Origin of the sequence: Corallococcus macrosporus DSM 14697 (assembly GCF_002305895.1) — a bacterium.
Classification (GTDB): domain Bacteria; phylum Myxococcota; class Myxococcia; order Myxococcales; family Myxococcaceae; genus Myxococcus; species Myxococcus macrosporus.
On the sequence record NZ_CP022203.1, the window covers coordinates 523,837 to 544,540 of the forward strand.

Annotated in this window: 16 protein-coding genes and 1 tRNA gene; 7 read left to right on the forward strand and 10 right to left on the reverse strand. The window is 72.8% G+C overall.

The genetic code is table 11. The features are described 5' to 3' along the window. Positions 1-8: 8 nt before the first annotated feature. On the forward strand, positions 9-782 hold the full coding sequence (locus tag MYMAC_RS02295) for an eCIS core domain-containing protein (protein WP_095956861.1): 774 nt from the start codon (positions 9-11) through the stop codon (positions 780-782). A gap of 4 nt (positions 783-786) precedes the next feature. Here the strand turns inward: MYMAC_RS02295 and MYMAC_RS02300 are convergent, their stop codons facing one another. Beyond that, complete coding sequence (locus MYMAC_RS02300; protein ID WP_013936406.1) at positions 787-1,086, reverse strand: YiaA/YiaB family inner membrane protein; 300 nt, start codon at positions 1,084-1,086, stop codon at positions 787-789. 110 nt (positions 1,087-1,196) lie between these two features. On the opposite strand from MYMAC_RS02300, the gene MYMAC_RS02305 reads away from it, so the two are divergent. After that, a complete protein-coding gene (locus tag MYMAC_RS02305; RefSeq protein ID WP_095956862.1) occupies positions 1,197-2,072 on the forward strand; it encodes a LysR family transcriptional regulator in 876 nt (291 codons plus the stop codon). 99 nt (positions 2,073-2,171) lie between these two features. Here MYMAC_RS02305 and MYMAC_RS02310 read toward each other — a convergent pair whose 3' ends face one another. Beyond that, positions 2,172-2,879: a C40 family peptidase gene (locus tag MYMAC_RS02310; protein ID WP_095956863.1), complete on the reverse strand. Its 708-nt coding sequence runs from the start codon at positions 2,877-2,879 to the stop codon at positions 2,172-2,174. A gap of 230 nt (positions 2,880-3,109) precedes the next feature. Between MYMAC_RS02310 and MYMAC_RS02315 the strand changes: the two genes are divergently transcribed. From MYMAC_RS02315 to MYMAC_RS02325, 3 genes are all read left to right on the forward strand, one after another. Next, on the forward strand, positions 3,110-3,673 hold the full coding sequence (locus MYMAC_RS02315; RefSeq protein WP_095956864.1) for a protein-tyrosine phosphatase family protein: 564 nt from the start codon (positions 3,110-3,112) through the stop codon (positions 3,671-3,673). A 12-nt stretch (positions 3,674-3,685) separates the two neighbouring features. Next, on the forward strand, positions 3,686-5,521 hold the full coding sequence (locus MYMAC_RS37520; protein ID WP_095956865.1) for a hypothetical protein: 1,836 nt from the start codon (positions 3,686-3,688) through the stop codon (positions 5,519-5,521). A 99-nt stretch (positions 5,522-5,620) separates the two neighbouring features. Continuing rightward, complete coding sequence (locus MYMAC_RS02325; protein WP_095956866.1) at positions 5,621-6,721, forward strand: putative NPN-dependent ornithine cyclodeaminase; 1,101 nt, start codon at positions 5,621-5,623, stop codon at positions 6,719-6,721. Between the two features lie 66 nt (positions 6,722-6,787). On the opposite strand, the gene MYMAC_RS02330 is transcribed toward MYMAC_RS02325, so the two are convergent. The 6 genes from MYMAC_RS02330 to MYMAC_RS02350 form a co-directional block, all read right to left on the reverse strand. Beyond that, a complete protein-coding gene (locus MYMAC_RS02330; protein ID WP_095956867.1) occupies positions 6,788-8,602 on the reverse strand; it encodes an acyl-CoA dehydrogenase in 1,815 nt (604 codons plus the stop codon). A 55-nt stretch (positions 8,603-8,657) separates the two neighbouring features. After that, positions 8,658-9,782, reverse strand: a complete 1,125-nt coding sequence (locus tag MYMAC_RS02335; protein WP_095956868.1) for a slipin family protein — start codon at positions 9,780-9,782, stop codon at positions 8,658-8,660. A gap of 310 nt (positions 9,783-10,092) precedes the next feature. Next, positions 10,093-10,158, reverse strand: a tRNA-OTHER gene (locus MYMAC_RS36620). Positions 10,159-10,489: 331 nt separating this feature from the next. After that, positions 10,490-11,617 (reverse strand): hypothetical protein, encoded by a 1,128-nt coding sequence (locus MYMAC_RS02340; protein WP_095956869.1) that lies wholly within the window; start codon positions 11,615-11,617, stop codon positions 10,490-10,492. Further along, positions 11,614-13,494 (reverse strand): hypothetical protein, encoded by a 1,881-nt coding sequence (locus tag MYMAC_RS02345; RefSeq protein WP_157757435.1) that lies wholly within the window; start codon positions 13,492-13,494, stop codon positions 11,614-11,616. The genes MYMAC_RS02340 and MYMAC_RS02345 overlap by 4 nt, the downstream gene beginning before the upstream one ends. Then, positions 13,491-15,653 carry a hypothetical protein gene (locus MYMAC_RS02350; protein ID WP_095956871.1) on the reverse strand — a complete coding sequence of 721 codons (2,163 nt, stop codon included), beginning with the start codon at positions 15,651-15,653 and terminating at the stop codon, positions 13,491-13,493. The genes MYMAC_RS02345 and MYMAC_RS02350 overlap by 4 nt, the downstream gene beginning before the upstream one ends. A 180-nt stretch (positions 15,654-15,833) precedes the next feature. Between MYMAC_RS02350 and MYMAC_RS02355 the strand changes: the two genes are divergently transcribed. Beyond that, complete coding sequence (locus MYMAC_RS02355; RefSeq protein WP_095956872.1) at positions 15,834-17,153, forward strand: sigma 54-interacting transcriptional regulator; 1,320 nt, start codon at positions 15,834-15,836, stop codon at positions 17,151-17,153. A gap of 3 nt (positions 17,154-17,156) precedes the next feature. On the opposite strand, the gene MYMAC_RS02360 is transcribed toward MYMAC_RS02355, so the two are convergent. Together MYMAC_RS02360 and MYMAC_RS02365 are read right to left on the reverse strand one after the other, a co-directional pair. Next, positions 17,157-17,804, reverse strand: a complete 648-nt coding sequence (locus tag MYMAC_RS02360; RefSeq protein ID WP_095956873.1) for a hypothetical protein — start codon at positions 17,802-17,804, stop codon at positions 17,157-17,159. Further along, positions 17,801-19,006, reverse strand: a complete 1,206-nt coding sequence (locus tag MYMAC_RS02365; protein WP_095956874.1) for a PEGA domain-containing protein — start codon at positions 19,004-19,006, stop codon at positions 17,801-17,803. The genes MYMAC_RS02360 and MYMAC_RS02365 overlap by 4 nt, the downstream gene beginning before the upstream one ends. 32 nt (positions 19,007-19,038) lie before the next feature. On the opposite strand from MYMAC_RS02365, the gene MYMAC_RS02370 reads away from it, so the two are divergent. Continuing rightward, on the forward strand, positions 19,039-20,697 hold the full coding sequence (locus MYMAC_RS02370; protein ID WP_157757436.1) for a serine/threonine-protein kinase: 1,659 nt from the start codon (positions 19,039-19,041) through the stop codon (positions 20,695-20,697). The last annotated feature ends 7 nt before the right edge of the window (positions 20,698-20,704 follow it).

The window sequence follows — 20,704 nt, forward strand, 5'->3', positions numbered from 1 at the left end:
CGCATGGCATGAGCCCCGCGGGCACCTTCTCCGAGCGGCTGGTGGATGCGGGCCGGGGCCTGCTCACCGGCGCCACGAGCGCGTCGGTGGGGGTGGCTCGCAGCGTGGGCGTGGTGCTGAGGTCCATGGGCGGCGGCGTGGCGCACTGCGCGCGTGGCCGGCCTCGCGAGGGGATTCCCCGGCTGGGCCAGGGCCTGACGCGCGTGGCGCAGCTCCCCGCGGACGCGGTGCTGATGATGGGCGGGCGCGTGCTCAGCTCGGTGCAGGTGCTCGTCGGCCTGGAGCCGCCGGGCCGCCGCCTCACGGAGGACGAGGTCTCCCGCCTGCGGCCCATCTTCGGAGACAGCCTGGACTTCGCGGCGGTGCGGGTGAAGGTGGGGCGGCTGGGCCTGTTGGGCCTGCCCGGGCGGGCCTTCGCGCACGGCGACACCGTCTTCGTCCCGCCCCAGAGCGGGGGCGTGGACTTCGGCCTGCTCGTCCACGAGCTGACGCACGTGTGGCAGCACCAGCACGGCGGCACCGCCTACCTGAGCGCGGCGCTGGCCGCCCAGTGGTCCGGGGACGGCTACGACTGGCGCAAGGGCGTGAGCCGCGAGAAGCGCTGGGCCCAGCTCAACCCCGAGCAGCAGGCTCAGCTCATCGAGGACGCCGCCGTCGCCGGCCTCATCCCCTTCACCTCGCCGGTGTCGCCGCGCATGAAGCTGCGGGGCTGGTCGGACGCGGCGCTCGCGCTGCTGGATGAAGCGGTGACGTGCCTGCACGCGGGCCGCGGCGCGCCCTGATTCATCACAGCTTGGGCGGGGCCAGCGGGTCGTGCTCGGAGAGGAGCCGGGACACGCGCGCCTCGTCCAGCCGCGTGCCGAGCTGCTCCATCTCGTGCTGGTCCCTCACCGTCTTCGACAGGCTGAACGTCGACCCGACGGTGAAGAGCAGGCCCATGCCCAGGAAGGACTTCACCCAGATGTCCACGGGCAGGTTCCAGATGCCGACCGCCGTCACGCCGACGGAGAGGACAAAGGAGAGCCAGGTCTGGGCAACCCAGGCGGTGCTGTGGGCAACGACAACCTTCGGCGTGGCGCGGGCCATGTGGACTTCCTCCTCGTGGGCGAGCCGTGCTCGCTGACAGGAGGAACCATGCGCCTTTCCACCGCAAAGCGCATGGAACTAATCCAAGCGCCATTGATAACCTGCAGTGAATGATTCAGCTCCAGCGGCTCGAGGGCTTCTACCGGGTGGCGCGCGCGGAAGGGTACGCGCGGGCCGTGCCCACCTTCCCGTATCCGATTACGCAGCCGGGCATCCATCAGCAGGTGAAGCGGCTGGAGGCGGAGGTCGGCGTGCCGCTCTTCGAGCGCGTGGGCAAGGACCGCGTGGTGCTCACACCGGAGGGGCGCGCGCTGTACGCGCATGTGGCGCCGTTCCTCGAAGGGCTGGACACCGTGGTGCAGTCGCTGCGCAAGGGCGAGGTGGGCGGCACGCTGCGCATCCACGCCTCTGGCCACGTGCTGCGGCACCTGCTGCCCGCGTGGCTGCGGAAGCTCCAGGCGAAGCGGCCGGACATCGAGGTCGTCCTGTTCGAGTCCAAGACGCCCGCGCTGGACGTGCTGCGCGCGGGCGACACGGACCTGGTGGTGGACCACCTGCCCGCGGTGCCCGACGACGTGGAGGCCCGCGAGGTGGGCCACACCCGTCCCTTCCTGGTGCTGCCCGCGCATCACCCGCAGGCGAAGCGTCAGCGGGTGCAACTGGAGCAGCTTCGCGACGACGCGTTCATCGCCTACAGCACGGACCGGTACCTGCGGGACTTGCAGCTCGCGGCGCTGGCGCGGGCCGGCGTCACGCCCCGGCGGCTGCACGCGGCGGACTCCTCGGAGACCATCCTGGGCTTCGTGGCGGCGGGGCTGGGGTTCTCGCTGCTGGCCTCGCTCCTCCCGGGCGGGCCGCGCGAGGCGGGCGTGGTGTCCAGGCCGCTGCCGGGCGTGGGCACGGGCACCGTCCACGCCGCCTGGCGCAGGTCCGCGGCGCGCAGCCCGCTCATCCAGGCCGCGTTGTCGCTGGCGCCCCGGCCCTGAGCCGCCGCGGCGGGGGCCCGAACGCCAGCGGGGCCCCGGGCCCGCCTGGAAGGACGGACGCGGAGCCCCGTGGGTGCTCGCTCAGGCCTGCGCGGGCGCTCAGCCCTGGTACTGGTGCACGGCCATGATGGGGTAGTTCATGCTGGAGATGGTGACGCGCTGCGAGCCATCCGAGTTGACGTTGTTGGAGCCGATGAACTGCGGCTTGCCGTCCTTCCAGCCCGCGAACATCACCACGTGCTGGCCGCCGTTGGTCTTCATGGAGACCACGTCACCCGGCTTCGCGTCCTTCAGGTCGATGCGCTTGAAGTTGGGGTCCCGGTCCAGCTTGGCCATCAGGCCCATCACGCTGTTGTCGTGCTGCGCGTCGGAAATCTGGCCGGCCTGCTCCAGCACGGCGGACACGAAGTTGGCGCAGTTGACGTTGTTGGGGACCCAGTCCTCCATGTCCGCGCCCACGCCGTTCCCCTCCAGCTTCAGCGAACCGGCGTTCTTGCCCAGGTGCTGCGACGCGATTTCGAAGGGGCTGCCCTTGGGGCCGCGGATGCCGGGGCCGGAGCTGCCGGGGCCCTGCACGCCCTGCGAACCGCCGCTGCCACCCGTGGCGCCGCCCGCGCGGCCGGAGCCGGACGTGCCGCTCTCGAAGGTGTCCCGAGCCCCCGGGATGTTCAGCGACTTGCCGGCGTAGATGAGGTCCGCGTTCTTGATTTGCGGGTTCGCCTTCATCAGCGCGCTGACGCTGGTGTTGTAGCGCTGCGCCAGGTGGGAGAGGGTGTCGCCCGACTTGATGCGGTAGCTGCTGCTCATGGGGGGCTCCGTGGGGGTGTGGAAGGGCGCGAGGGCGCCGCATGTACGTCTTGAACCTATTCTCGAAGACTGAGACCCGAAGTTGCTTTCCCCCTGATTTTCCAGCCGGTCGTGACGTAACCCGTGGAGATTCCAGCGGATTTACACGAGGGTGGGTCGAAAAACACTTCGTATGGGTTTTGAGGCCCGGAGGTGCTGCCACGGCGTGCGGGCTGCCCTACCTTGGGGGCATGAGCGCGCCGTCCCGGAGACTGAACCTGGACTGGGTGCTGCCCTCGCTGGCGTTGGGGGGCCGCTTCCCCATCGACACGGCGGAGCACCTGGCCGCGAAGCTCGGCATCCGCTGCGTGGTGGATGTGCGGGTGGAGGCGTGTGACGACGAGCGCGTCCTGCGCGAGCACGGCATAACCCTGCTGCACCTGCCCACCGAGGACCTCCGCGCCATCCGCGGCGACCGGCTGGATGACGGCGTCGCGTGGGTGACGGAGCAGCTCGCGCAGGGCCACAAAGTCTATATCCACTGCGAGCACGGGGTGGGGCGCAGCGCGCTGTTGGCCCTCTGTGTCCTGGTGGCCCTGGGCCATCCGCCCCTGGAGGCGCTGGCCCTGGCGAAGCAGCGGCGCTGGCAGGTGTCGCCCAGCACGGAGCAGCTTCGCACCTTCATGTCGTGGGCGGAGACCTGGCGTCAGCGGCATGCGGCCGCGTGGCCTGTGCCCCGGTTGGAGGACCTGGCCGCCATTGCCCACAGTCACCTGGCCCAGCCGCCACCGCTGTCCCGCCTGGGCGAGGACTGAGGGAGCGACGCGATGTTGGTGACGGGAGAACATCCGCGAGAGGTGGACCCCACGGCGGAGGCGCGGGCGCTGGCGAGCGCCTGGTGGGAGGTGGACGCGCTGCCGCCGGGCCTGACGCGCCACGCGGCGTTGGTGTCGCTGCTCATCCGCGCCGGGGAGTGGGTACAGGGCGTCCTGGACGCGGAGCAGGTGGTCCACCAGGGCGAGGACGGTGACACGGTGCTGGCGCGCGCCTGTGAGTCCACGCTGCTGGCCTTGGGGCACGCGGTGGTGGCGTCGTGGACGGACGGCTTCCGCGCGGACCTGTCGCGCGTGGGCAGCGCGCTGGAGTCGCTGGGCGGGTTGGGGCTTCCTCCGCGCGTGCGGTGTAAGGTGCCTCGGGGCTACGCCTTCCAGGGCCTCTATCCGGAGTTGTACCTGGCGTCGGCCCGGGCGCTGCCCGGGGAGGGCGGCCCCTGGCGCGTCGTGGGCATCCGCGGCATCGGCGCGAGCCTGGCGGGCGTGGTGGCCGCGGCGCTGGGCACCCAGGCGCTGTGCTTCGTCCGGCCGCGTGGGCATCCCTACCGGCGCACGCTGTCGCTCTCACCCGAGCGGACCGCGCGGCTGGTGGAGGAGGCGCGCGCGGGCTACCGCTTCGTGGTGGTGGACGAGGGGCCGGGGCGGTCCGGCTCGTCCTTTGGCGCGGTGGCGGAGTTCCTGGAGGCGCGGGGCGTGGCGCCCTCGTCCCTGTTCTTCCTGCCCGGGCACGGCGGTGACGTCGGGCCGCACGCGACGCCGAAGCACCGGGAGCTCTGGCGCCGGGCCCGGCGCGGCGTGGTGGACTTCGAGTCGGTGATGGTGACGCCGCCCGAGCCCGCCCATTCGCTGGCGAGCTGGGCGGAGGACGTGACGGGCAAGGCGACCGCGCCGCTGGAGGACCTGAGCGCTGGGGGCTGGCGGAAGCACCTGCTGCAGGACGTCCCGAAGGCCGCGTGGCCCGCGGCGCACCGCTGGCGTGAGCGCCGCAAGTACCTGCTGCGCGCGGGCGGCCGGCCGTGGCTGCTGAAATTCGCGGGCCTGGGGGCCTATGGCGCGCGTGCCTACCTCCAGACGCGGGTGCTGGCGGACGCGGGCCTGGGCGTGCCCGTGTCGGGCCTGAAGCATGGCTTCCTGGTGCAACCCTGGCTGGAGGAGGCGCGGCCCCTGAGCGCGGTGGGGCGCGGGGTGGACCGCTGGGAGCTGGTGGCGCGCGTGGGGGCGTACCTGGGCTTCCGCTCACGTCACTTCGGGCGCGTGGAGGATGGGTGCGGCGCGTCCACGCGCGAGCTGTGGGAGATGGCGCGCTACAACACGGAGGTGGCGCTGGGCCGTGAGGTGGCGCAGGCGCTCCACGTGTGGATGCCCCGGCTGGGCGCGCTGGAGCGGATGTCGCGCCGGACGGTGACGGACAACCGGATGCACGCGTGGGAGTGGCTGGTGTTGCCCGGTGGCCGCGTGCTCAAGGCGGACGCGGTGGACCACCACCGGGCGTACGACCTGGTGGGCTGCCAAGATTTGTCCTGGGACCTGGCGGGCGCGGCGGTGGAGCTGTCGCTGGACGCGGAGGAGCTGGCCGCGCTCTGCGCGGTGGTGGAGCGCCACAAGGGCCGGCTGCCCCCGCTGGAGCTGCTGCGCTTCCACCGGCAGGCCTACCTGGCCTTCCAGTTGGGGGACCATGCGCTGGCCGCCGCGTCCTATGACGGGCACGCGCCGGATGAAGCGGCCCGGTTGCGGCATGCCGCGGCCCGGTATGCGGAGCTGCTGCGCCGCGAGCTGTCCCCGGCCAGCCGTCCACACGCGGGCGCGGCGGGAGCGGGCGCGCAGATGTAATGACGCGCAGTCCCACCGTTACTGTCGCCACCCGACATCTGGCGCCGCGCCTACGCCGAGGCGCTTGAAGCGGGCCAGGGCTCCGCGCATGGTGCCGGGGTGAGCTCCATTCCTCATCCTGACTTCACGGCCGCGCGCTTCTCCACCTGCCCGGATGCGCGCCTCCAGCCGGCGCCCGCGGACGGCGTGTTGCCGGAGGGCTTCTTCACCACGACGAACCTGCCCACCTACGTGCGCGTGGGCGGTGCCTGGCGCATGCCGCGCGAGCCCCGCATGGACGGCGCGCTGGTGCTGGACGCGCAGGGCGAGCTGTGGATTCGCGAAGGGCGGCGCGTGCGCGCGGGCGAGCGCGTGGTGGTGGGCCACGCCGAGGACGGCAGCGAGGGCGTGTACGTGAACTCCACCTACCTGGCCGGAGAGGGCGAGGGGGAGTTCAAGTTCATGACGAGCGCGGTGTCGCGCGAGAAGCCCATTGACTACGCCCACATGGCCCGGGTGCTGGTGGACGAGCGCGAGCGCGGGGGCTACCCCATCTGGGTGACGGGGCCGGCGCTGGTGCACTCACGGGCGCGCGCGGACATGACGTGGTTCGTGGCCAACGGCTTCGTGGGCGCGCTGCTGGCGGGCAACGCGGTGGCGGTGCACGACATCGAAGCGTCCATCTTCGGCACCACGCTGGGGATGAGCGGCTCGGGCGAGGCCACCTCGGGCGGCCACGGCCTGCACATGCGCGCCATCAACAAGGTGCGGGCGGCGGGCTCCATCGCCAAGGCGGTGGAGGCCGGGGTGATTACCAACGGCATCATGCACGCGTGCGTGGTGCACCAGGTGCCCTTCGTGCTGACGGGCTCCATCCGGGACGACGGGCCGCTGCCGGACGTGGTGACGGACAACCTGGAGGCGCAGGTGGCCATGCGTCAGCACGCGGTGAAGGCCACCATGGCGGTGATGATCGCCACGGCGCTGCACGCCATCGCCACGGGCAACATGCTGCCGGCGTTCGTCACGGAGAGGGACGGCTCGCTGCGGGAGCTGCCCACCATCTGCGTGGACTCGTCCGAGTTCGTGGTGAGCAAGCTGAAGGACCGCGGCACGCACCAGGCCTTCGGCGTGGTGACGAACGCGCAGGACTTCATGCACATCCTGCGGCTCTACGTGGAGCGCGACCTGGCGGCGCGCGGGCTGCCGGTGCCGAAGTAGCGGGCGCCTCCCAGCCGCGGCCGCGAGCCTGGCGCGGGTGGCCAGGCCCGCCTCGGCGCGGAAGCGTCAGAACGACTCTTCCGGCACCTCCATCAGGTCCAGGTTGCCGCGCTCCACCATGTGCGCGGCGTGGGCGACGCCGGGCAGCACCTCGTGGCAGAACCAGCGGGCGCTGGCGAGCTTGCCCACGTAGAAGGCGCGGTCCCCGGGGTTGCTCTGCATGCGCTCCACCGCGACCTCCGCGTGGCGCACCAGCAGCCAGCCGATGACGACCTCCGCCACGGCGGCCAGCACGCGGTTGCCCTGCAGGCCCACGTGGTAGACGGACTCGCCCAGCTTGCCCATCAGCGTGCCGAGCATCGTCTCCAAATCACCCAGGGCCTTGCCCAGCGCGGCGCGCTCGGCCTCCAGCGCCTTGCCCTCGTCGCTGCGCTCGGCCGTCTCGCGAATCTGCGACAGCAGGCCCTGGAGCGTCGCGCCGCCGTCACGCGCCACCTTGCGCATCAGCAGGTCCAGCGCCTGGATGTGCGTGGTGCCCTCGTAGAGCGTGTCGATTTTCTGGTCCCGGATGTACTGCTCCACCGGGTAGTCCTGCAGGTAGCCGGAGCCGCCGTGGACCTGGAGCGACAGCGACAGCAGCTCGTAGGCCTTCTCCGAGCAGTAGCCCTTCACCAGCGGCAGCAGCATGTCGTTGAGCGTGTCCAGCTCACCGGCCTCCGTGGCGCGGTGGCCGCCCTTGCGCTCCACGCCGTCCTGGACGAACGCCGTGTAGAGACAGAGCGCGCGCATGCCCTCCGCGTGGGCCTTCTGCGCCATCAGCATGCGGCGCACGTCGGGGTGGCGGAAGATGGGCACGCGCGGCGCCGTCTTGTCCCGGGCCTGCATCAGGTCCGCGCCCTGGAGGCGGTCCTTGGAGAAGGCCAGCGCGCGGTTGTAGCCGGCGGACAGCGTGGCCATGGACTTCACGCCCACCGCCATGCGCGCCTGCTCGATGATGTAGAACATCTGCCGGATGCCGTCGTGGACCTCGCCCAGCAGCAGGCCCCGGCAGGGCTTCCCGTCGCCGAAGGTCAGCTCACAGGTGACGGAGCCCTTCAGCCCCATCTTCTTCTCCAGCTTGGTGCACACCACGCCGTTGGCTTCACCCAGGCTGCCGTCCTCGTTCACCCAGTACTTGGGCACGACGAACAGCGACAGGCCCTTGGTCCCCGGCGCCGCGCCGTCCGGCCGCGCCAGCACCATGTGGATGATGTTCTCGGACATGTCCGAGTCACCGTTGGTGATGAAGCGCTTCACCCCTTCGATTTCCCAGACCTCGTTGGAGACGCGGCGGGCCTTGGTGCGGGCGGCGCCCACGTCGCTGCCGGCGTCGGGCTCGGTGAGCACCATGGAGCCGCCCCAGCGGCGGTCCAGCATGTGCGGCAGGAAGCGCTGCTTCTGCGCGTCCGTGCCCAGCCGGTCGATGATGCGTGCCAGCAGGTTGCCCAGCGTGTAGAAGGCCAGCGACGCGTTGGCGCCCACCAGCAGCTCGAACGCGGCCCAGCCCAGCGACGGCGGCGCGCCCAGGCCGCCCAGGTGCGGCGGCTGCTCCAAGAGGTGCATGCCCGCGTCGAAGAAGGCGTTCATCGACTTCTTCAGGCCCGGGGGCAGCGTCACCTCGCCGTTCTCCAGCCTGGGCGGGTTGTGCTCCGGCTCCTCGAAGCTGGGCGCCAGCTCGTTGACGCTGAGCTGGACGAACGTCTGGAGCATCTGGCGCGCGGACGTCTCGTCCAGGTCGCCGAAGGGCGCGTGGCCCAGCGAGGCGCGGCCGATATCGAGGAACTCGAAGAGGTTGAACTCGATATCGCGCAGGTTGGGGACGTAGTGGTTCGACGACGACATCTCGGGCTCCTCGCGGGGGTGGGCCCGCGAGGCTAACCCGAGATTGATTCGCGAGTCAGTGACTCTTGAGCTGCAGGGTGGGCACCGCGCCCTCGCCGAGGACGAGGTGCACCTGGCCCACCTTGGACGCGAGGTCCTTGTAGGCCTCCAGCTCCTTGAGGCGCACCAGCAGCGGGTTCTCCGCCAGCACCTTGGCCGTCTGCGCCATGGAGCGGGTGGCGGCCGTCTCCTCGCGCCGGAGGATGACGTTGGCCTCTGCTTCCTTCTGCGCCTGGATGACGCGGTTGAGCAGCTCCTTCATCTCACCCGGCAGGACGACGTCCTTGATGCCGAAGCGCAGCAGCTCCAGGCCCACCGTGTTCGCGCGGTCCTTCACCTGGGTGAAGAGGCCCTCGGCCACGGCCTCGCGCGAGGCGAGGAGTTCATCCAGCGTCCGCTCCGACACGGCCTCGCGGGCCGCGAGCTGCATGGCCAGGTAGAGGACGTCATCCGGGGCGCGGGACACGACGGCGAGCCGGCGCGCGTCCGCGACGCGGAAGGCCGCTGACAGGTTGAGGCGCAGGGTGACGCGGTCCTTCGTCATCACCTCCTGGCCGGTGACGTGGAGCAGGCGCTCGCGCAGGTCGATGACGGCGAGCTGCACCTTGCGCGCGACGGTCCACGCGGCGTGGCGGCCCGAGGGGAGCTCGGCGTCCAGCACGCCGTCCACGTAGCGGAGCACGACGGTGCCCTCGGTGGCGGTGGCCTCCACGTAGTCACTGGCGGGGACCAGGGCGCGCACGTCGTCACGCAGCGGCGCCGTGGCGATGCCCGAGGTGTCCACGCGCTCCACGCGCACCGTGGGCGTGGGCGGCGCGTGGTCGCGGCTGGGGATGCGCTCCACCTGCCACACCTGGTGCAGGCCCCGGCCGAGCCAGCGCACGGGGCGGCCCTTGTGGAAGAGGATGGCGCGCTCGTCCGCGCCGAGCTCCACGACCTGGAGGTCCGCCTCCGGCACGAGGGCCAGGAGCGCCGGGTCGAGCTGGGCGAGCGGCTGCTCGGTGTTGACGCGCACCAGCCGCACGTTGTGGAACGGATAGGCGAGCCAGTACCGGCCGGGGACGAGGTAGCGCTCTGGCTTCTCGTTCACCAGCACGAAGGCCCGTTCATTCTGCCCGACAGTCACACGCATGATGCTCATCGCGCACCTCCTTTCCCCCTCCGGGGAGCTTGAAGAACCGGGACGATTTGGTGCGCGGTGTCGCGCGGGTCCCGGGCACTGCTGAAAAAGTGAGGGCCCCGCCGTTCACGGACGGACGCGCGCGGACTGCATGTCCTGGCCACTTCCTGGCTGCTCGCGCCAACGCGCCGGGCGCATCCGCGGGCGGCGGCAGGGGCTCTCGCTGACAGCGCGAAAGGGGCCTTGTCGCCCTGGCGGAGGGCCGGGCATCGAGGTGGGAGGAGTGGGAAGCGGTGGACCCGCGCTCGCGTCAGCTCGCGGCGAAGCCCTCTGGATTGAACGAAGGAATCGAACCTTCTCCGCAGGATTGGGACCTGTGCTCTACCAGTGAGCGAGTGCAAAACAGGCGCGGCTGGCGCCTGCTTCCATTTGGGCCCGTCGGGGGCCTGGCCGGGCGGGCCGATGCGAGGGAACCACCGCGAGCGATGGACCCGGGGACGCCCTCTCCGGTCCATGGGCGCAACGCACCCACGGCAAGAGCAGGGAGCCCGGGGACAGCCCCGTGGCACCTCTGGATTCCGCCGGGGTGGAGCGACGGGACTCGGGGCGGGAGCTGACAGGAGGGAAGCCCCGAGTGACTCGGTGGCCTGGGCGCGTCAATGGCGTGGAGGCCCGTCGTGGCCCCCAGGGAGGCACGCACCCACGCCGGAGGTGAAGCGGCCGCCGGCCTACGGCCGCGGGGCCGGGCGAACCCAGGGGTGGCTCAGCAGCTGCCGTCTCTGGGCCGGGCTCCAGCCTCGTGCGGCGGCGCGGCTCGGGTGGGCGTTCATGATGTTCAGTTCGCCCGTGTCGCTCAGGAGGTCGGCCGTGCCGTCTGTCTCGACGGAGTGGTAGATGCCGAGGAAGTGCCCCAGCTCGTGCGCGAGGACCTTCGCGTAGGCGTTCAGTGGCCAGGGGGCAGGGCCGCCTCCTCCGAAGGCGTCACAACGCAGGCCGGGCATGAAGACCGCTGACGCGGGGCCGGCGCCCCCTCCCACGCGCGGGGTGAAGCCCTCGACCGGCACCGGCGGCCCGAAGAAGGGGTCGTCGTAGAGGAGGCATCCGGCGAAGACGACATCGACCGTCATGTCCAGCGCGGGCGGCGCGCCGTCGCGCAGGGCGGAGAGGCCGGCGAGCTCCGTCGTCCAGAAGCGCGTCTCCTCGGCGGCGTCCGGGAGCTCGGCGACCGCGTCCAGCGTCACCTCCAGGCCCGCCTCCGCGAGTTCGTCATTCAAGCGCTCCAGGAGTTCACGCTGCCGCTCGGGGTGCCCCTGCAGCATGGAGTGCCGCGACACCAGGAAGCGCAGCGAGAGGCGTCCGCGCTCCGGGATGCGCTCGCGCGGCAGCCAGGCCAGTTGGAGCCGCGGCGCGCCGCCAGTCCTCAGGGGGGTGAGCGTCTCGCACGCCATGAGCCCGAAGCGCACGGTGAAGCCCTCGTGGGACGCGAAGCCCTCGCCGCTGGGGAGCACGAACAGCGCCTCCTCCTGCGCGATGGAGGTGCGCACCTCGCAGCCGGTGCAGTAGGGGCCCGCCTCCCGCTGGCGCACCCAGGCCCGGCCCTGGGCGTCTTCAAGGGAGGCGACCGCGAAGCAGGTGCCCGGCTCGCTCCGGGCCCACAGCGCGACGGACTCTCCAGCGAACGGCGGGATGGACAGGGCCGGCGTGAGCCCGTCCGCGCCGAAGGCGACGGGCTCCGCCGTGAGCCAGGGCGCTCCCCCGTCGGGCGGGGCGCGGGGAGGCGTGTCTCCCCCCGCGCACGCCAGGAGGCTCACGAACGCGAGACAGGTCGCGAAGGCTCGCGTCCGTGAGGGGGTCATCGCATGAACTCGCGCAGCTCGCCGGGCGTCACGAACGCCCCGATGCGCTGCTGGAGGCGGACGTTCGGTTCCCGGGGGAAGTGAGCGGCCAGGACGCGCCGCGCCTCGGGCTGTCCGTGCGCGCGGCCGACCCACTCAATCACGCCCGCGCGCTCCTCCACGTTCGTGGACGTGGCGAGCTTCCGCCCGGCCAGCGCCAGCTCGGCCCCGGTCAGGTCGAGCGCCGCTCCCGGCGCCAGGTGGGCCAGGCTCCGGAGGATGGTGGTGCTCACCCCCGGGCTGGGCTCGCGCTCGAGCTGGGACACGAGGAGCGGCCGGCTGACCTCGGGCGAGAGGCGCCCGAGCGCCTCGGCCGCGCGCCCCCGCAGGGCGGCCGGGCCCGACTTCAGCCGCTCGTCGAGCGCGTCGCGGAACGCGTCGCCCCCGCTGTTGCCAATGGCATCCAGGACGGCGAGCTCCTCCTGGCTGCCCGCGGCGCGCCGCAGCTCGTCGCGCAGCGCCGCGTGCAGTTCGTCGCGCAGCGGGTCGCCGGGCTGGGTGCGGCCAGCCATGCTCCCGAGCCCGAGCAGGCTCACGTTCGCGACCATGGGCGAGTCCGACTCCCGGACCTGGGTGAGCAGCAGCTCCGCCGCGGCCCGGGACGGCTCGCCATGGTCGGCCAGCGCGGACGCCGCCCGGCTGCGGTCGAGCGCCGAGAGGTCCCTGCTGACCAGCGCGTCCGCGAGCACCTGTCGGGACTGCTCGGTGCCCGCGAGCTCGAAGGCCAGGAAGAAGGCGGAGCGCGCCGCCTCGTCAATGGCCCCGCGCCGCAGGTCCGCGAGCAGCAGGGCGCTCTGCTCCGGGTGCGCGCGGAGCCACCCCGCCAGGAAGCGCGCGGCGGGGAACACCGCGCTCTTCTCGCCTCCGCTGAAGAAGGCGAGGAAGCGGGAGCGCGCCGTGCCAGCGTCGAGCGCGGCGAGCGCCGGGTCCACGGGGGATGGCGTCTCCGGAGCTGACGCCCACACCTCCGCGAAGTCCGCCTCCCCCGGCGTCACCGCGTCACTCACGGAGACGAAGCGCCCGTCCTCGCGCACCAGGTGGAAGCGGTGCGTGAAGCCCTGGGGGGCCTCTCCAGGGAAGTGGATGCGAATGGTCTCCTGGCCCTCCACGCGCCGCGGCCAGCCGCCGTGCGCGGCGTCGAAGTCCGCCTCGGCGCTCGCGCCGAGCACCTGCACGCGCAGCCCCAGGCGACGGGCGGTGTCGTCGAGCTGATAGCGCTGCTTGGTGCGGACCAGGCGGGCCGTGGCGCCTCGGGGCGCGGCCTCACGGCGGTATTCCGCGGTGTAGGTGCCCACCCCGTCGCGCTGCTCGGCGCTCCAGTGCGTCGAGCCGTCACCCGGCAGCACGAACTCGAAGCTCTCCAGGAGCGTGCTCACGAGGCGGCGGCTCGCGCCGCTCCAGCGCGGGGAGAAGCCGAGGCCCGTGAAGCGGCACCGCGTGTCGACGCGCACGTAGAAGGGGCTGCCTTCCAGCTCCATCGCGTCCCCCTGCTCCTGGGAGAGCGCCTGCTCCAGGTCCACGCCGCTCAGGGCCGCGCGCAGGAGCGCGGGGCGCCCCGGTTGCGTCTCCTCGACGACGACCCAGCTCAAGTGGCCCTGGAGGCGGTCCTCCGCGCGGGGCGAAGGGACTCCGTCGAGCGTGGCGGTGGACGCGAACGAGAAGGCCGCGGTCTGCTGGCGCTCGAAGCGGCACTCGCTGACGCCTGAAGAGGGCTGCTCGGGCTCCGTCGCGCCGCGCGTCGCCGGAGGGGACGCCCCCCGCGTCAGGTCCTCCCACGTCCCGGCCACGAGCCCCATCGCCGCGAGCCCGGCCGCGATGCCCATCACCCGCCCCTTCATTCGAGCACCTCGGCGAAGTCCATGGAGCGGTCGAGCAGCGTCTGGGAGAAGCGCCGCGAGCTGAAGCTGAAGAGGTGGACGCGCAGGGTGCGGCTGAAGCGGCGAATCCCGACGCGGCCGACGATGGACACGTCCCCGCGGATGAGCTGCATGCCGAGCTCCCAGTTGGCGTTGCCGAGCACCACCAGGTTCCCGTTGTCGAGCTGGCCGAAGGCGAGCGAGGCGGTGAGCGGGAAGTCGGTGTTGACGAGCTTGAGGTCGGCCACCACGGCGGCCTTGACGATGCGGACGTTGATGCCGCCCTCGATGGAGGCGGTGAAGTTGAACCCGGGGGTGATGGTGCGGGCAATGGCCCCGCACATGCCGAGCGCGTCCTCGCTCTGGAGAAGCTCCCCGCAGCGCGCCGGGTCGGTCGAGACGGAGAGGCTGTCATTCGTCGTCAGGCCGACCTCGCCGCCGAGGCTGATCTTGAACCCGACGCGCACGGGGCCGAAGCCGAAGCCGAGGCCCGGGAACGCGAACGACTTCGCCGCGGAGAACTCCTCCTCGTGCTCCATGCTGGGGGCGCTCTGGGCGAAGCTGTGGACGCGCTGGTTGAAGGCGTCCACGGTGATTTCGTAGCCCGTCTCCCCCGGGTCCACGCCGAGCGTGGCCTGCCCCACGGCGCGCGCGATGGTGACCGAGTAGGAGCGCCCGAGCTTGCCCTCGAGCTCGACCGCGCCCTCGATGCGGCTGGCGGCCCCGGCGCGGTCGAGCGTGTTCTGCGTCAGGAGCCGCACCCCGATGCTCATGCGGTTCGAGTTCCCGAGCTTGCGGGTGAACTCCTGGTTGAAGCCAATCGACGTCGCGGCGGAGGCGTCCGGCGTCTCGCGCACCAGGACGACCGGCAGGACGTGGCAGTCGCTCGTGTCCGCCTCGCCCTCGTTGCCCTCCTGCGCGAAGTCCGCCACGAAGCACCCCCTCACCGCGAAGTCGCTGACGTCCGCCCACGCGCCGCCCTCGCGCAGCGCGGCGCGCGTGTCTCCTTCGGCGAAGAGCTCATGGGCGAAGGTGTTCGCGGTGCCTGGCTGCAGGTGCTCGATGATGACCTCGTCGACGCGACCGGTCTCCGAGTCCAGGGCGCCCACGGTGAGCGGGAGCCAGTCGCGCTCCGTGCCCTCGGGCGCGATTGCGTACCGGAGCGTGGCGCGGCCGGGCATGGCCGTGAGGGCCCCGAGCTCCGACGGGTCCTGGCCGAACTGGAGGTCCTCGGTGATGCCCGGCGCGTCCGCCTCGAGCTCCGGCGGCACCTCTTCCGGCACCAGCCCGGAGATGTAGGGGTCGCGGCCGTTGACGACGAGCGTGGACTGCACCACGAGGCTGGGCGCGAGCTTCTCCTCGGTGGCGCCGGGGGCGACGTAGGGGAGGACGGCCACCGACGAGTCGGGCTCCATGGCCTCGTAGCGGACGTCGATGAGGTTGCCGCTCCCGTCGTTCGGGGTCGGCTCGATGTCGAAGGTGTAGACACAGCCGCGGCCGAGCTCCGGCGCCGAGGCGTCGGCGACGGTCCGGCACGCCTGGTTGGGCTCGGCGCCGCGGGCCGCTTCGGTGAAGGTGACCGCCGGGTAGTCGATGCCGGTGTCCGGCTCGTCGCCGTCGAAGGTGACGCGCAGGTTCACCGTCTTGTCGACCAGCGCCGCGCACAGCGAGGTCGGCCAGATGAAGCCGGCGAAGCGCTGCTCCTGGCCGTCACCGACGAGGTCGACGTCGATGGCGCTGGAGGCGCACTCGATGGGCTCCGCGGGGTTGGCGGGGTTGGCCTCGATGAAGCTGAAGCTGACGGCGACGTTGCGGGTGGCCGGCGCGTTCGGGGTGAGGCTCGTCGACGTGATGCCGAACTGGATGGGCACGCGGTTGTTGACGAAGACGGGCTTGCTCAGGTCGTAGCGCACGTCGAGGTACGTCAGCCGCGCCTTCGTGAGGCACACGCCGTTGTCGGCGCTGTTGGGGCACACGGCCACGGGCGGCTCGCCCGCGTCGGGTGTCACGGGGGAGGGGTCGACGGGGTCCGTCCCGCCGCACGCGCCCGCGACCAGGGCGAGGAGCGCGCCGAGGGCGCTGTTCCTCCGTCTGGAGTCGCGACGCGGGGTGGGGGACGGGGATTTCGCGGGGTGCTTCATGCTGGACCTCCAAGTGGGTGCCGCGTGGGTCGGTCCGGGCCTAGGCAATGGCCGTACCAGCGCGCCGCGCGAGGGAGCCGGCGCCGTTCGCGGCCCTGCTTGTGGGGCGCGGCCTGTAGGGAGCTCCCGACACCCCTGGGGACGCAGCCGACACCCGGCCCTGTGGTAGCTTCACGCGCCATGTCCAGCGGAACGACGCGCCCGGATCGCCCCGTGGGGCTCCCCATCCGCACGCTGACCATTGAAGTCCTGGGAGGCCCGGACGAGGGCCGCGCCCACACGGCGGACGGCGAGACGGTGACGGTGGGGACGGCGGAGAGCAACGAGCTGCGCCTGGCGGACCCCACGGTGTCCCGGTACCACCTGGAGCTGTCGCGCAAGGGGGACCGCGTCGCCGTGGCGGACCTCGGCTCCACCAACGGCACGGCGGTGGGGCCCGTGCTCCTCGAGCGCGGCACGGTGGCGCCGGGGACGGTCCTCACGCTCGGGCGCACCTCGCTGCGGGTGGGGGACGGGCCCACGCGCACGCTCTCCCTGCATGACTCCGGGGCCCTGGGGCCGCTGCGAGGCCAGAGCGCCCCGATGCGGCGGCTGATGGCGCAGATACTCCGGGCGGCCCGGACGGACGCCTCGGTGCTGCTCCAGGGCGAGTCCGGCACGGGCAAGGAGCTCATCGCCCGCGCCCTCCACGACGAGAGCCCGCGCGCGAAGAAGCCCTTCGTGACGCTGGACTGCGGGGTCATCTCGCCGGGGCTCGTCGCCAGCGAGCTGTTCGGCCACGAGCGCGGCGCCTTCACGGGGGCGGAGCGGCGCCACCTCGGCGTGTTCGAGCGGGCCCAGGGCGGCACGCTCTTCCTGGACGAGATTGGCGAGCTGTCCCCCGCGCTCCAGACGGCGCTGCTGGGCGTGCTGGAGCGGCGGCGCTTCCGGCGGCTCGGGGGGAGCGAGGAGCTGTCCGTGGACGTGCGCGTCATCAGCGCGACCCACCGGGACCTCCGCGCCGAGGTCAACGCCAACACGTTCCGCCTGGACCTCTACTACCGGCTCGCGGTGGTGCGGCTGGAGGTCCCCCCGCTCCACCAGCGCGTGGAGGACATCCCCCTGCTGGTGGAGCACTTCCTGGGCGAGGCCGGGTACACCGGCCCGCTGTCGGCGCTGGTGCCCCCGCCCCTCATGGCCACGCTGCTGGCGCACCGCTGGCCGGGCAACGTGCGGGAGCTGCGCAACTACGCGGAGGCCATCCTCGCCATGGGAGAGCCCCCCGCCCTGGAGCAGGCCGCGGGAGGCCCTGGCGCGGCCCCGGCGTCAGCGCCCGCCGTGGCCCTGCCCCTGGAGCAGGGCTACCGCGAGGCCCGCCAGAAGGTGCTGGAGGACTTCGAGGTCCAGTTCCTCAAGGCGCTGATGGAGCGCGCGGGGACCAACGTGTCGCTGGCGGCGCGGCTGGCGCGGATGGACCGGAGCTACCTCATCGACCTGCTCCACCGGCACCACCTGCGCTGAGGCTCAGGGCCGCCAGTGCAGGTCCCCCGAGGCGCAGACGCGCACGCCCTGGGCGCACTGCTCGGTGAGCGTGTCGAAGCCCAGGTACACGTCACCCTCGATGGCGTTGAGCTCCACGGGGCAGCTATAGGCGCACCCCACCAGCGCCTCCTCGCGCAGCGCCGCCAGGCCGCCGCCGCTGGCCGCGAGCTCGTCGCAGGACTGCAGCGTCGCCGTGGTGCGGACGATGATGAACTCCTCCGGCGCCTCGCTGGAGATGGAGGCGCCCGAGAGGCTGCGCAGCGCCTCGCGGACCGCCTCCCGCGCCTCTGCGCGAGGCAGGCCGGTGATGTCCGGCAGCGGGGCGGGGATGCACACGCGGTGCTCGGGCATCACCGCGCAGTCATGGTCCGCGCACCAGCTCACGAGCTGCCCCGAGCGGCACCCCGGCAGCCCCCCGAGCCGGACGAAGTCGATGACGAGCGAGGTGGGCACGTCCCCGCCCCCGGCGGGCGCCGCCCGCGAGAGCACGTAGGCGCCGTCATCCTCCCGGCACAGGAAGCCGTCCAGCCCCTCGCCCTCCGCGCCGAACGTGAGCCGCACCTGCCGCACCTCGTTACACCCGGTGAGCAGCGCCAGGGCCAGGAGCCCCTCGAGGATGCGTCGTCTCAAAACCCCACCTCCGTTCGAACAGGCCGCTGCCAGAGCAGGGCGGTGGTGGCCGCGCCCGCGATGACCGCGGCCACGCCCACGGCAATCCAGAAGTCCCGCCGCTGGTAGAGCGCCGGCGCGGGCTCGACGACCTGGCCCTGGATGAGCAAATCCCTCAAGACGCCCTCCGCCGTCCCGTGGAGCTGCTTCGCCTCGCCCTGGCGCTCCGTCCGGGCCGCCGCGCGCCCCTGGAGGGCCAGCGCGCCCCGCAGCCGGTAGCCCTCGCGCTCGGCCTCGGCGGTGAGCAGCACCAGCCGCGGCGCCCGGAGCGCGGTGGACAGCAGGCTCAGCGAGCCCGCCGAGTCCAGGTTCGCCAGGGACTCGCCGTAGTTCGCGGACCACTGGCCCGCGGCCAGCTCGGGCGAGGCGGGCAGCGTGGTGAAGGCCACGGCGAGCTCCGGGCCCCTGGCCGAGATGACCTGGACCGCGAACTGCCGCCCCTCCGCGTCGACGCGCACCACGTGTCGTCCTTCCAGGACCTCGAGTGAGCATGGCGCCATGCAGACTCCGGGCCTCCCATCCAGGGAGATGCGCGCGGGGCTGGAGTCGGCGGTGATGCGCAGCGTGGCGCGCCCCCGCGCCGCGCCCTGCTCCGCGCCCGCGACGAGCACGCGCCCCACCTCGGGCGGCAGCACGCCGATGTCCGCGGGCAGCTCCAGCCCGAGGACGCCCAGCTCCGCGGCCACCTGGAGGGCCGCCTCCTCGCGCCGCAGTCCCACCTGACAGGCGACCTGCCAGAGCAGCAAGCGGGCGGCGAGCGCGCGGTGTCCCTGGCTCAGCGTCCGGGACAGCACGCCCTCATCGCCGACCTGCTGGAGGCAGTCCGCGAACTCCGCGTGGATGTAGTGCCGCCGGGCCTCCTGCAGGTGCCGCTCGACCTCCAGGAGCTGGACGTCCCCCCCGGGCCGGGTGGTGGAGGCGGGGAGCTCGGCGAGGCGCAGCGTCACGGGGAGGCCTGGGGGCCGCTCCCGGGCCCACGACTGGACGGAGGCGCGCGCCTCGGGGGCCCCCACGACGAAGAGGGTGACCGAGGGGCGCGCGGCGGGGGGCTCGGTCGCGGACGAGGCGGCGCCCCAGAGCGCCAGGAGCAGCGGGGCGAGGCGGAAGCTCGGGGAGGAGGGCCACGCGCGGCGGCGGTATATTGAAGGTTGGGACTGACTCACCGGAGAGCGTCTCCAAGGTTTGGAGTGAGAGCGTGGAGTGGGGTGGCCGTTATCGACTGACGCGACAGCTCGCGCGAGGCGGGATGGGCGAGGTCTGGGAGGCGAGCGCGACGGGGGAGGGCGGGTTCGCGCGGCGGGTGGCCATCAAGCGGCTCACCGCCGAGCATGAGCAGAGCCCGTCGCAGGCGCGGATGTTCCTCGACGAGGCGCGCATCGCGAGCCGGCTGCACCACGCCAACATCCTGTCCATCCTCGACTATGGCGTGGTGGAGGGCGTCCCGTACCAGGTGCTGGAGTACGTGGACGGCGTCGACGCGGAGCGGCTGCGGCAGCGCGGGCTGGAGGTGGGCGAGGACTTCCCGGTGGAGCTGGCGCTGCACGTTTGCGCCGAGGTAGCCCATGCGCTCCAGTATGCCCATGAGGCGAAGGATGGTGCGGGGCAGTCGCTGGAAATCGTCCATCGGGACGTGAGCCCCTCGAACATCCTGGTGTCGTGGACGGGGGACGTGAAGCTGGCGGACTTCGGCATCGCGCTGGCCAGGGACAGGCAGGAGCGGACGCTGGCGGGGCTCACGAAGGGCAAGCCGGCGTACATGCCACCGGAGCAGGTGACGCGGGGCGAGCTGGATGGGCGCTCGGACCTCTTCGCGCTCGGGTGTGTGCTGCACGCGCTCCTGACGGGGCACAGCCCGCTGGCGGGCGAGGACCGGATGGCGGACCTGCTCGCGGGCAAGGAGCTGGCGCTGTCGGACGCGCTCCCCGCGGATGTCCGCGACCTCGTCGCGCGGGCCGTCCGGAGGGCGCGGCATCAGCGGTTCCAGAGCGCGGCGGCGTTCGCCGAGGCGGCCAGCGGGGCGCTCGCGGCCCGGAGCGGACGCGCCGGGCGCGCGCTGCTGTGCGATTGGATGGCGCGGGTCCGGGCGAAGGAGGAGGCGGCCAGGGCCAGGCCCGTCTCGGGGTGGGCCGGCTCCTTCCTGGAGGTGGAGCAGCTCCTGGGCGGAGTCGTGCCGGCGGCGGAGGAGGCAACGGCGGGCGGCGCCACGCCGCCACCTCGAAGCGAGCCGCGCGCCCCGCGCTGGCGGAAGTGGCCATGGCTCACCGTGCTCGCGCTGGGCGGGCTGGCTGTCGTGAGGCCCTGGAGGCTGGGGCAGGGAGACGCGCCGCCGCCCGTGGCGCGGTCCGTCTCCGCTCCTGAACCGGCGCCGCGCGCTCCGGAGGAGGTCGCCCTGGCAGAGCGCTCGCTGTCCGCTCCCGCGGAGGTGGCGGAGGAGGTCGCCCCGGCAGAGCGTTCGCTGTCCGCTCCAGCGGAGGTGGCGGAGGAGGTTGCCTCGGCAGAGCGTTCGCGGTCCGCTCCAACGCTGGCGCCGGTGACGCGCGCGGCTCCCCGAGCGCAGGAGCCGACCGCGAAGCGAGCGGAGGTCCGCGCTCCTCCGCGCCCGGCGCAGGTCGGCTCAGGGGCGCTGACGGTGGGAGGCGAGGGGGCCTTGCGCGCCGTGGTCATCATCGACGGCGAGCGCCGAGGCCACGCCCCGATGCTCATCGAGCTCCCCGTGGGCGAGCATGTCCTGGAGCTGAAGACGCCCGACGGCCACTGGATTGGTCCGAAGCGAATCCAGCTCACCGAGTTCCACACCCCCGCCGCCCCGCTGCGCTGGGTGGTTCCTGTGGCGCAGGGGGCTTCAGGCAAGTGAGGGGCGC

Excerpts from the sequence above, each read along its gene's own strand:
- MYMAC_RS02315 (WP_095956864.1), top strand. The coding sequence starts at position 3,110 with ATGAGCGCGCCGTCCCGGAGACTGAACCTGGACTGGGTGCTGCCCTCG.
- MYMAC_RS02300 (WP_013936406.1), bottom strand. The coding sequence starts at position 1,086 with ATGGCCCGCGCCACGCCGAAGGTTGTCGTTGCCCACAGCACCGCCTGG.
- MYMAC_RS02340 (WP_095956869.1), bottom strand. The coding sequence starts at position 11,617 with ATGACCCCCTCACGGACGCGAGCCTTCGCGACCTGTCTCGCGTTCGTG.
- MYMAC_RS02330 (WP_095956867.1), bottom strand. The coding sequence starts at position 8,602 with ATGTCGTCGTCGAACCACTACGTCCCCAACCTGCGCGATATCGAGTTC.
- MYMAC_RS02355 (WP_095956872.1), top strand. The coding sequence starts at position 15,834 with ATGTCCAGCGGAACGACGCGCCCGGATCGCCCCGTGGGGCTCCCCATC.
- MYMAC_RS02335 (WP_095956868.1), bottom strand. The coding sequence starts at position 9,782 with ATGAGCATCATGCGTGTGACTGTCGGGCAGAATGAACGGGCCTTCGTG.
- MYMAC_RS02310 (WP_095956863.1), bottom strand. The coding sequence starts at position 2,879 with ATGAGCAGCAGCTACCGCATCAAGTCGGGCGACACCCTCTCCCACCTG.
- MYMAC_RS02345 (WP_157757435.1), bottom strand. The coding sequence starts at position 13,494 with ATGAAGGGGCGGGTGATGGGCATCGCGGCCGGGCTCGCGGCGATGGGG.
- MYMAC_RS02295 (WP_095956861.1), top strand. The coding sequence starts at position 9 with ATGAGCCCCGCGGGCACCTTCTCCGAGCGGCTGGTGGATGCGGGCCGG.
- MYMAC_RS02350 (WP_095956871.1), bottom strand. The coding sequence starts at position 15,653 with ATGAAGCACCCCGCGAAATCCCCGTCCCCCACCCCGCGTCGCGACTCC.
- MYMAC_RS02305 (WP_095956862.1), top strand. The coding sequence starts at position 1,197 with ATGATTCAGCTCCAGCGGCTCGAGGGCTTCTACCGGGTGGCGCGCGCG.
- MYMAC_RS37520 (WP_095956865.1), top strand. The coding sequence starts at position 3,686 with ATGTTGGTGACGGGAGAACATCCGCGAGAGGTGGACCCCACGGCGGAG.